We start from the raw sequence: 10,278 nt of genomic DNA, 5'->3' as shown, positions 1-10,278 counted from the left end.
GCGGGCTGCGGGGCCGCGGCAGGCGCGGGCGCATCCGGCTGCACCGGTGTGAACGCCGTCGTGGGAGCGTCCGCCTGCAGCGCGGCAGGCGTAAACGCCACCGTCGGCGCATCCGCCGCGGACTACAAGGGACTGGCCGTGGACCCCGGCTGCCCAGGCCGGGACGCAGGGCGTTCCACAGGCGCATCGTCGAAATCAAACACAAAAGGCGCCGCCTTGGGCACAGGCTCCGCGGAGCGCGGCGGCTCCGCAGGCTTTACCGCCGCCGGAGCCGCGGGCGGCACAGCGGCGACAGGCTTTGCATCGTCCAGAATATCCAGCGGCAGCGGCGTGTAGCCATCCAGTGGCGCGGCAGCAGAAGCCGGCGCGGGCCGGGCGGGCTTTTCTTCCAGAATTCCGAAATCGAACGCGGCCTCTCCGGAAGGAACTGCAGACGCCGCCGTCCGGGATGCGGGACGCTCCACAGGCGCATCGTCGAAATCGAACACGAACGGAGCCGCCTTGGGCGCGGGCTGGGCAGGGCGCGGCGGCTCCACAGGCTTTACAGCCGCCGGGGCCGCGGGCGGCACAGCAGCAATGGGTTCCGCATCGTCCAGAAAATCCAGAGACAGCGGCGCGTAGCCGTCCAGCGGTGCGGCGGCAGGAGCCGGCGCGGGCTTTTCTTCCGGAATGCCGAAATCAAACGCGGCCTCTCCGGAAGGAGCTGCGGACGCCGCCGTCCGGGATGCGGGACGCTCCACAGGCGCATCGTCAAAATCGAACACGAACGGAGCCGCCTTGGGCGCAGCCTGCGCCGGAGAGACCGGCCGAACGGGTGCATCATCCGTCCCTCCGAGGGAAGCGGACGCCGCCGGGGTAATGCGCGTTTCCGGTACGCCGCTGAACGGCGCGGGGGCAGGCTCTTCATCGAACACGAAGGGCGCGGGCCGGGCGGGCTGCGCCGGGCCCGCCGGAGCCGCCGGGCGCTGGAAGGAAAAATCGTCGAAAGGGTCTCCGGGGTCCGTCTCTCCCGGGACGGCGGGATCATCTCCGCCCAGGAAATCGAAATCCAGCTTCTGCATTCCCGCGAACGGTTCATCGTCCGCAGGCTGTTTTTCAACCGGCTGCTGCGCGGGAGACGTTTTTTTCACCGGTACATCCTCAGGCTCAAAGCCCGGGCCGGAAAAGAAGTCCGTCGTAGGCACAAAAACACCGCCTTTTCAAAATTCAAAGCCGGGCGCAAAACGCCCGCCAGCCCGCGCCGCACAGGGCGCGCGGCGGCCGGACGCCGCCTTTCAGCTATGGCACTATTTTACAGCATCCCGCACGCACACGCAAGCCCGGCGGGCAAAAAAGCCGCTTTTCTCCGCGAAGTATGAAGAATTTTTAAATTTTCCAAAAAGGGACTTGCAGTTTTCCGCCGTTTGGTGTATGCTGAATTAGCACTCATCAGTAAAGAGTGCTAAACAGTTTGGGAGGCAAAGCGGCAATGGCAAAAAAGCAATTCAAAGCGGAGTCCAAACGGCTCCTTGACATGATGATCAACTCCATTTACACCCACAAGGAAATTTTCCTGCGCGAACTTATCAGCAATGCGAGCGACGCCATCGACAAGCTGTATTTCCGCAGCCTGACAGACGACTCCGTAAAGCTGAAAAAGAAGGACTTCTTCATCCGGCTGGCAGCCGATAAAGAGAACCGCACGCTGACGGTGCGCGACAACGGCATCGGCATGACAAAGGAAGAGCTGGAGAAAAACCTGGGCACCATCGCAAAAAGCGGCAGCCTGGATTTCAAGAATGAAAACGAGACCGGCGGCAAGGTGGATGTGATCGGCCAGTTCGGCGTGGGCTTCTACTCTGCGTTCATGGTGGCCAGCCGCGTGACGGTGCGCAGCCGCGCGTTCGGCGCACAGGAGGCCTGGCAGTGGGAGTCCACGGGCGCTGAGGGCTATACCATCGAGCCTTGCGACAAAGAGGACGTGGGCACCGAGGTCATCCTTGTTGTGAAGGAAAACGAAGGCGAGGAGCACTACGACGAGTTCCTGGACGACTGGCGCCTGGCGGGCATCGTCAAAAAATACTCCGATTATATCCGCTACCCCATCAAGATGCTGCGGGAAAAGAGCCGCGCCATCGAGGGCACGGACAAGGATGAGGAGGGGCATTACAAGGCTCCGGAGTACGAAACGTACACCGAGGACGAGACGCTCAACAGCATGGTGCCCATCTGGAAGCGTGACAAGAAAAAGGTCAAGGACGAGGAGTACGCCCAGTTCTACAAGGATAAATTCGGCGATTATTCTGACCCCGCCCGCGTCATTCAAAGCAAGACCGAGGGCACCGCCACGTTTAACGCGCTGTTGTTCATCCCTTCGCGCACGCCCTACAACTACTATACCAAGGAATATGAAAAGGGCCTGCAGCTCTATTCCAGCGGCGTGCTCATCATGGAAAAATGCGCCGACCTGCTGCCGGATTATTTCAGCTTCGTGAAGGGCCTTGTGGACAGCGAGGACCTGAGCCTGAACATCAGCCGCGAAATGCTGCAGCATGACAGCCAGCTCAAGCTCATCAAAACCACGCTGGAGCGCAAGATCAAAAACGAGCTGGCCGCCTGGCTGAAGAACGACCGTGAAAAATACGAAGAGTTCTTCAAGAATTTCGGCCTGCAGCTCAAGATGGGCTGCTATGCCTCCTACGGCATGAACAAGGAGCTGCTGCAGGATCTGCTGCTGTTCCACAGCGCCAAGGAGAACAAGCTGGTAACGCTGCGGGAATATTACGAGGCCATGCCTGAGGACCAGAAATATATCTACTACGCCGCGGGCGAAAGCACCGACCGTTTGGCCAAGCTGCCTGCCGCCGAGCGCGTGCTGGACAAAGGCTTCGACATTTTGTACCTGACGGACGATGTAGACGAGTTCATGCTCCAGATGCTGCGCAGCTACGGCGACAAGGAAAAAGAAAAAGAGTTCCGCAACATCTCCGCCGACGATCTCGGCATTGAGACCGACGCGGAAAAAGAGGAAGTTAAAGCCAAAAACGAAGAAAATAAGGAGCTGTTCGAGGCCATGAAAGAGGCTCTGGACGGCAAGGTGACTGAAGTGCGCTTGTCTCAGCGCCTGAAGAGCCACCCGGTATGCCTGTCCAGCAGCGGCCCGCTGTCCATCGAAATGGAAAAGGTGCTGAACAGCATGCCCGCCCAGCAGGAAAAGGTCAAAAGCGAAAAGGTGCTGGAGCTGAACGGCGAGCACGAGGTGTTTGCGGCGCTGAAGCGCCTGTTCGAAGCCGGCGACAAGGAAAAACTGGCCGCGTACAGTGAGATCCTGTACGACCAGGCGCTGTTGATCGAGGGACTGGCACTGGAGGACCCCGTGGCTTACGCCAACAATGTCTGCAAGCTGATGGTCTGATTTTCCCAGACCGCCTTTACTGAAAAAAGCCGCGCCCGCCGTAAGCTGCTACGGCGGGCGCGTTTTTTTTCGTTGTGCGGCCGCTATTTTTCATCCGTGCGGCCCAGGATATAGTCTGTGCTGGTGTCGTAAAAATCCGCCAGCGCAATAAGAATGGCCGTTGGAATGTCCCGCTGGCCCAGTTCATAATTGCTGTATACCTGCTGCGAGCAGTGCAGCGCCTGGCTGAGCTGCTTTTGCGAGAGGTCCCGGTCCTCCCGCAGGGCGCGGATACGCTCGTACATGTACCTCCCCTGCCCTTCTTTTTATCTAAGGTACAGTATAGGTAACCGCAATTTGTTGTATTGACTTTTACCGCAAATTGCAGTAAAATCATTCTGTCAAAAACGCGCGAAGTACAGGGAGGCATGGAACATGGAACAGGAGAGCCGCGCCGGGTGTATCCTGCACGGCTGCGGCGTACTGGCCGCGCTGGCCGGTCTGTGCGCCGCGTCGGGTGCTGCGTGCGTCTTCGCTCTCACACCGGGATGGCGGGTATGGGCGCTGCCGGTGTTTTTCCTGCTGGCGCTGGCAGGCGCAGCCTCCGGCCTGCTGCTGTACGCAGCGGGCAGCGCGCTGCAGATACTTTGTGATATCCGAGTAGCCGTCAAAGATAAACTTCGCTGAAACACTTGCCGCAATTCAGGCAAAGTATCCCCGTTAGCGCCTGGGAATTTTCGTATTCGAGCTGAGCTCTATTGGTGCGCTAAGTCACGCAAATATGGTTCGCCGGCCGCAGCCGTTCTTCTTTCAGCTGCTTATAGGTGTGCTTACTTCAATCACTCACATTAGCCTTCCTCTAAGCTACTCGCCCTGCGAGTGGCTTTTGTTATACAATAGCTGTCCACAGGGAAACCCTGTGGACAGCTGTGCTACACTCTTAAACCAAGCTCTTTTGCAACCTTTTTTATGCGTTTTACAAAAACATCGTTTGGACGCTTTTCCTGAATCATTTTATCCGTTGTTGCTGCCCACCGATATATTTGCTCAATACTTCCATAGCCACGTTTAAAAATACGAGCATACTTCATACAATTGTATTTTGTTGGTGCACTGGAAAGAACAATTTTCAATTCTTCATCTGTCCAGGATTCTCCTTTATTGCTCGTATTCCGTTCATCCTCATTCATTTTCTGGTATTCTATCAGCAAGTTTTCAATATAGTTTACTTTTTCCTCAAGGCTCAAACCATCAACAGATTCTGAAAACAAGGATAAGACCTGTCTTTTGAACTCCGTCCGATTCATTTTCCTCCAACCTTTCCCATTAAAACCGCGTCACGCCGTCCTTGTCTACACGGGCCAGCACCAGCGCGGGCAGCTGGGGACGGCGGGCCGCAAAGGTGAGCGCACTGTGGAATTTTTCTTCCGCAGCCGCAAATTTCGCCGCATCCCCGGCGTACAGCCGTGCCAGCACATCGCCCTTTTTCACCGGGTCGCCCGCTTTTTTCAACAGGCGGATGCCCGCCGCCGGGTCGATGACGCTCTCTTTTGTTTCGCGCCCCGCGCCCAGCAGAACGGCTGCAATGCCGATTTTCTCGGTGTCGGTGGCATACAACCAGCCGTCCTGCATGCACACCACGTCCTGTTCATACGCGGCTGCGGGGAAGCCTGACGGATCGTCTATCACGGCAGGGTCGCCGCCCTGCGCGGCCACCATGGCCCGCAGCTTTGCCAGCGCCGCGCCGCTGCGCAGCGCATCCTCCGCCATGGCGCGGCATGCCGCAGCGCCGCCCCTTCCTGCCAGCCACAGCATGCCCGACGCCAGAGACAGGCACACCTCCGTCAGGTCCGCAGGGCCTTTGCCCCGCAGGGTCTCCACCGCTTCGATGACCTCCAGGCTGTTGCCGATATTGCGGCCCAACGGGGTATCCATATCTGTGATGAGCGCCGCCGTGCGCCGCCCGTTATGCTCACCGATGTCCACCATGGCCTTCGCCAGCGCAATGGAATCCTCCAGCGTTTTCATGAACGCGCCGTTCCCCGTTTTTACATCCAGCAGGATGCAGTCCGCGCCGGAAGCCAGCTTTTTACTCATGATGCTGCTGGCGATGAGCGGAATACAGGAAACCGTAGCCGTTACATCCCGCAGCGCATACATCTTTTTGTCCGCAGGAGCCAGGTTGCCCGTCTGCCCGATGACCGCGATGCCTATGTCGTTCACCTGCCGGAAAAACGCTTCCTGCGTGAGCGACACCGAGCATCCGGGGATAGCCTCGATCTTATCCAGCGTGCCGCCCGTATGCCCCAGGCCGCGGCCGCTCATCTTCGCAACCTTTACGCCGCACGCGGCCACGATCGGCCCCGCCACCAGGGTGGTCTTGTCGCCCACGCCCCCCGTGGAATGTTTGTCAGCCTTGACGCCGCCGATCCCCGAAAGGTCCACCATATCGCCGCTGTAAGCCATGGCTGCCGTAAGCTGGGCGGTCTCCGTTGCCGTCATGCCGCGCAGGTAAACAGCCATCATCAGCGCACTCATCTGGTAATCCGGGATGCTGCCCGCGGCAAAGCCGTTTACCGCGAACGCGATCTCCTCCTGCGCCAGCGTACCGCCGTCCCGCTTTTTGGCGATGATATCATACATGCGCATAAAAAAATCTCCTTTATCCGTTTTGTGTGCGCGCCGGACAGCCGGCGCGCACGCTGCTTCAGCCGGAACGCAAAGGGGCGGACGGCCGCCCGGCGTACCGCCCGGCGGCGGCAGCCCGCCCCTGATTTATTTTCTTTCCGCGCCGCTTTCTAACGGCTGCCCTTGTCGTAGGGAATGCCTTCCGCACGCGGCGCCATGGAATTTTTGCTGGTGAACGCCAGTACGATCAGTGTGGCTACATAGGGCACCATTTTGTAAACGTCGTTGGGGATGCCCAGGTTTGCCAGGAACGGGATGCCCGAATACGCGGACGCCACCGTTTTCATCAAACCGAAGAAGAACGCCGCAAACAGGATGCGGCTGGGTCTCCATTGGCCGAAGATGAGCACCGCCAGCGCCAAAAAGCCGTAGCCGGCCACTGTGGCGTTGAAGTTGGTGGATGTTGGCACCACAAACACAAGGCCGCCCACGCCTGCCAGCGCGCCGGAAATGGCAACGCCCGCGTAGCGCATCCGGTATACGTTCACGCCCACGCTGTCCGCCGCCTGCGGGTGTTCGCCGCACGCGCGCAGCCGCAGGCCAAAGCGCGTTTTGTACAACACCACAGCTGATACCGCCAGCACCGCAAAGCCCAGATAGGTGGTGATATAGGTATTCTGGAACAGCAGCGGCCCCAGCACGGGAATATCGCCCAGCACCGGTACCTTGGTGATGCGGAAGGTGTTGGAGAACGGGATCTGCTGCACACTGCGGATCATACGGGCGGCAAAAATAGCGAATGCCGGAGCGAACATGTTGATGGCCGTGCCGCTGATGACCTGATCCGCCTTCATATTGATGGATGCATATGCATGCGCCATGGAGACCAGCACGCCCACCGCCGCCGCGATAAGCACCGCCAGCAGGAGCAGCAGCTGGGGCGGCAGGGCCGCGCCGCTGCTCTGCACGATGTTGATGAACAGGATGCTGGAAAACGCACCCATGATCATGATGCCTTCCAGCGCGATATTGACGACGCCGCTGCGCTCACTGAACATCCCGCCCAACGCCACGATCAGCAGCGGAATGGAGAAGAACATCGTCTGCTGTACCAGAAAATATACGGTATTCATTCAGCTCCGCCCCCTTCCTGCGGGCCCCTGCCCGAAACAGCGGGCCTGCCGTCCGCCGCGCGCTTTTCTTCTCTGCGCTTGACGCGCCGCTCTACAAAGCCGCGCAAAAGCAGCGAAAAGGCCGCGAAGTAGATTACCACGGAAATAATGATATCAATGACCTGCGGCGCAAAGCCGTATACCTGCATATTGAAGCCGCCCTGGTTCAAATACGCCACGAACAGGCCTGAGAAAATGATGCCGATGGGATTGTTGAGGCCCAGCAGCGCCACCGGGATGCCGTTGAAGCCCTCGGCGGCCAGCGTGTCCAGCACCTCGATTCCCTTGCCCGCGCCCGCCAGGTACAGGCATGCGCCGCCCAGGCCCGAGAGCGCGCCCGCAATGACCATGGAAAGCACGATGCTGCGTGTCTCGTTGATGCCGGCATACCGGGCCGCATCGCGGTTGTAGCCGCACGCCTTCAGCTCGTAGCCGAATTTTGTTTTTTCAATGAGGTAATAGATAACGACGCCCGCGAGGACGGCAATGAAAATGCCCGCGTTGGCGCTGGAGGCCGTGGCTCCGCTGCGGAAGATCAGGTCCATGCCCAGCTTGGGCGCGTTGGCGTTTTCCGCTACCGGAAGCGATTGGTTCTTCAGGGAATCGAACACCGTCAGCTGAATGAGGAAGTTGACGCCGTACATACCGATGTAATTCATCATAATGCAGGCGATGACCTCGTTCACGTTGCACACGGCCTTCAAAAAGCCCGGAACAAGGCCCCACACCGCGCCCGCCAGCATCGCGCCCAGCAGGCAGGCCAGCCACAACAGCGGGCCGGGGATGAACGTGCATTTCACGCCCATCAGAACGGCCACATATGCGCCCACGATGAACTGGCCGGACGCGCCGATGTTGAACAGGCCCGTTTTGTTGGCGAAGCCCACCGAAAGGCCCGTCAGAATGATGGGCGTGGCTGCGTACAGCACCTGCCCCAGGTTCTTCATGTCGGAAAGGCCGCCCGTCAGAATGGCCAGCAGGCCCCAGAAGGCATTGGCCGGTTCTGCCACCAGCAGCACCACAAAGCCCACCACAAGGCCGCACAAAATTGCCAGAAGCGAGGCCATAAAGCTGGAAAAACCCGCTTTTGTATAGAGGTTTCGCCAGCGCGCCGATATTTTTTTCATTGCACTGCCCTCCTCCCGGAACCGGCCATATAAAGCCCAAGCTCCTGCACGGTGACTGTTTTCGGGTCAAGATCGGCCACGATCCGGCCCTCATAGATAACGAGGATGCGGTCTGAAAGCTGCATCACCTCGTCCAGCTCCAGGCTCACGAGAAGGATGGCCTTGCCCGCGTCCCGCTCCTCCACCAGCTTGCCGTGGATGTACTCGATGGCGCCCACGTCCAGCCCGCGCGTGGGCTGGACGGCGATGAGCACGTCCGGGTCGCGGTCGATCTCCCGCGCGACGATGGCCTTCTGCTGGTTGCCGCCGGACATGCTGCGCGTGATGGTGCGCGCGCCCTGGCCCGAGCGGATATCAAATTTGCCGATGAGCTTGTCTGCGTATTCGTAGATGGCGTCGTACTTCAAAAAGCCGCGGCTGCAGAACTCCGGCTCAAAATAGCTTTGCAGCACCAGATTGTAGGCAAGGTTATAATCCAGCACAAGGCCATGGCGGTGGCGGTCCTCAGGAATATGCCCCAGACCGCCCGCGTTGCGCCTGCGGATGGGCGCGTGGGTGATATCCTGTCCGTTCAGCGTCACAGTGCCCTCCTCCGGCTCCACAAGGCCCGTCAGCGCGTAAACAAGCTCTGTCTGCCCGTTTCCGTCGATGCCCGCGATGCACACGATTTCGCCCCGGCGCACGTCAAAATCCACATGGTCCACCACATTTTTGCTGCCTCCGTGTCCCTTTACGCAAACCCCCCGGGCCGACAGCACGACCTCTCCCGGCTGCGCAGGCGTTTTTTCCACATTCAGGTTCACCTTGCGGCCCACCATCATCTCACTCATCTCCTCCTTGGTGGTGGAGGCGACGTCCACGGTGCCGATGTACCGCCCCTTGCGCAGGACGGTGCAGCGGTCGGCCACCGCTTTGATCTCATTGAGCTTATGCGTGATGAACAGGATGCTCTTCCCCTCGCTGACAAGCTCCTTCATGATCTTCATCAGTTCGTCGATCTCCTGCGGCGTCAGCACCGCTGTGGGCTCGTCGAAAATAAGGATCTCGTTTTCACGGTACAGCATCTTCAGGATCTCCACACGCTGCTGCATGCCCACCGTAATATCGGAGATACAGGCGTCCGGGTCCACCCGCAGGCCGTACCGCTCCGAGAGGGCCGTTACCTTTTCCCGGGCCTTGTCCATTTTCAAAAAGCCCCGGCTCGTGGTCTCCACGCCCAGTATGATGTTTTCCAGCACAGTGAAGTTGTGCACCAGCTTGAAGTGCTGATGCACCATGCCGATGCCCAAACGGTTCGCGTCGTTTGGGTCCTTGATCTGGACCTCCTGCCCGTTTTTCCGGATAACGCCCTTTTCCGGCTGGTACATGCCGAACAGCACGCTCATCAGCGTGGATTTGCCCGCGCCGTTTTCCCCCAGCAGAGCGTGGATCTCGCCCTTTTTCAGCTGCAGCGTTACGTCGTCGTTTGCGATGATACCCGGGAACTCTTTGGTGATGTTGCACATCTCGATGATATACTCGTCCATACAGTCACTCCTATGCTGTTTTTTCCTGCCAAGGACATGCCTTTTGATATTTGCATATATCGGATCATACTAGGACGCCGCCGAAAGACGGCTATAATAAAAACTGCGCTCGGCACAGTTTGCGCGGTTCAATATTTTTAAGCCCATGCCCGCCGGCACAGGGGCGCGTGCAGCGCACACGCCCAGCCGCGACAGCGGCGGGTTTAAGGTTATTATACCATGACACCGCAAAGCGGCCTCAACAAAACCGCACCCGCTGCGGTTTTGCATGGTTCAATGTTCTCAAACCCATGCGCGAAAGCGCATCCGCGCGTGCAGCGCACACGCCCAGCTGCGACAGCGGCGGGTTTAAGGTTATTATACCATGACACCGCAAAGCGGCCTCAACAAAACCGCACCCGCTGCGGTTTTGCATGGTTCAATGTTCTCAAACCCATGCGCGAAAGCGCATC

The 10,278-nt window shown here is 59.0% G+C and carries 9 protein-coding genes; 2 read left to right on the top strand and 7 right to left on the bottom strand.

Annotated features, from left to right (window positions below):
- Positions 1 to 122: 122 nt before the first annotated feature.
- Positions 123 to 1,184, bottom strand: a complete 1,062-nt coding sequence (locus IIY41_RS12400) for a hypothetical protein (protein WP_287400996.1) — start codon at positions 1,182 to 1,184, stop codon at positions 123 to 125.
- 284 nt (positions 1,185 to 1,468) lie between these two features.
- On the opposite strand from IIY41_RS12400, the gene htpG reads away from it, so the two are divergent.
- Complete coding sequence (gene htpG, locus IIY41_RS12395) at positions 1,469 to 3,394, top strand: molecular chaperone HtpG (RefSeq protein WP_058722743.1); 1,926 nt, start codon at positions 1,469 to 1,471, stop codon at positions 3,392 to 3,394.
- Between the two features lie 83 nt (positions 3,395 to 3,477).
- On the opposite strand, the gene IIY41_RS12390 is transcribed toward htpG, so the two are convergent.
- Complete coding sequence (locus tag IIY41_RS12390) at positions 3,478 to 3,678, bottom strand: helix-turn-helix domain-containing protein (RefSeq protein ID WP_117461520.1); 201 nt, start codon at positions 3,676 to 3,678, stop codon at positions 3,478 to 3,480.
- Between the two features lie 130 nt (positions 3,679 to 3,808).
- Here IIY41_RS12390 and IIY41_RS12385 point away from each other — a divergent pair, with 130 nt between their 5' ends.
- Positions 3,809 to 4,060: a hypothetical protein gene (locus IIY41_RS12385; RefSeq protein WP_278886960.1), complete on the top strand. Its 252-nt coding sequence runs from the start codon at positions 3,809 to 3,811 to the stop codon at positions 4,058 to 4,060.
- 245 nt (positions 4,061 to 4,305) lie between these two features.
- On the opposite strand, the gene IIY41_RS12380 is transcribed toward IIY41_RS12385, so the two are convergent.
- From IIY41_RS12380 to IIY41_RS12360, 5 genes are all read right to left on the bottom strand, one after another.
- Positions 4,306 to 4,680: a hypothetical protein gene (locus IIY41_RS12380; protein WP_278886959.1), complete on the bottom strand. Its 375-nt coding sequence runs from the start codon at positions 4,678 to 4,680 to the stop codon at positions 4,306 to 4,308.
- A gap of 19 nt (positions 4,681 to 4,699) precedes the next feature.
- The gene (locus IIY41_RS12375; protein ID WP_278886958.1) at positions 4,700 to 6,022 is read right to left on the bottom strand and encodes a pyrimidine-nucleoside phosphorylase; all 1,323 of its coding nucleotides are present in this window, start codon (positions 6,020 to 6,022) and stop codon (positions 4,700 to 4,702) included.
- A 149-nt stretch (positions 6,023 to 6,171) separates the two neighbouring features.
- Positions 6,172 to 7,134 (bottom strand): ABC transporter permease, encoded by a 963-nt coding sequence (locus IIY41_RS12370; RefSeq protein ID WP_009324480.1) that lies wholly within the window; start codon positions 7,132 to 7,134, stop codon positions 6,172 to 6,174.
- Positions 7,131 to 8,300: an ABC transporter permease gene (locus IIY41_RS12365; protein ID WP_270847285.1), complete on the bottom strand. Its 1,170-nt coding sequence runs from the start codon at positions 8,298 to 8,300 to the stop codon at positions 7,131 to 7,133. The genes IIY41_RS12370 and IIY41_RS12365 overlap by 4 nt, the downstream gene beginning before the upstream one ends.
- Complete coding sequence (locus IIY41_RS12360; protein WP_050006700.1) at positions 8,297 to 9,826, bottom strand: ABC transporter ATP-binding protein; 1,530 nt, start codon at positions 9,824 to 9,826, stop codon at positions 8,297 to 8,299. The genes IIY41_RS12365 and IIY41_RS12360 overlap by 4 nt, the downstream gene beginning before the upstream one ends.
- Positions 9,827 to 10,278 lie beyond the last annotated feature (452 nt).

This window comes from Ruthenibacterium sp. (genome assembly GCF_017421385.1).
Lineage (GTDB): Bacteria > Bacillota > Clostridia > Oscillospirales > Ruminococcaceae > Ruthenibacterium > Ruthenibacterium lactatiformans.
This window is presented reverse-complemented; position numbering and strand designations above follow the sequence as displayed.

Coding starts and splice junctions, on each gene's coding strand:
- htpG (WP_058722743.1), top strand. CDS start 1,469: ATGGCAAAAAAGCAATTCAAAGCGGAGTCCAAACGGCTCCTTGACATG.
- IIY41_RS12390 (WP_117461520.1), bottom strand. CDS start 3,678: ATGTACGAGCGTATCCGCGCCCTGCGGGAGGACCGGGACCTCTCGCAA.
- IIY41_RS12385 (WP_278886960.1), top strand. CDS start 3,809: ATGGAACAGGAGAGCCGCGCCGGGTGTATCCTGCACGGCTGCGGCGTA.
- IIY41_RS12380 (WP_278886959.1), bottom strand. CDS start 4,680: ATGAATCGGACGGAGTTCAAAAGACAGGTCTTATCCTTGTTTTCAGAA.
- IIY41_RS12375 (WP_278886958.1), bottom strand. CDS start 6,022: ATGCGCATGTATGATATCATCGCCAAAAAGCGGGACGGCGGTACGCTG.
- IIY41_RS12370 (WP_009324480.1), bottom strand. CDS start 7,134: ATGAATACCGTATATTTTCTGGTACAGCAGACGATGTTCTTCTCCATT.
- IIY41_RS12365 (WP_270847285.1), bottom strand. CDS start 8,300: ATGAAAAAAATATCGGCGCGCTGGCGAAACCTCTATACAAAAGCGGGT.
- IIY41_RS12360 (WP_050006700.1), bottom strand. CDS start 9,826: ATGGACGAGTATATCATCGAGATGTGCAACATCACCAAAGAGTTCCCG.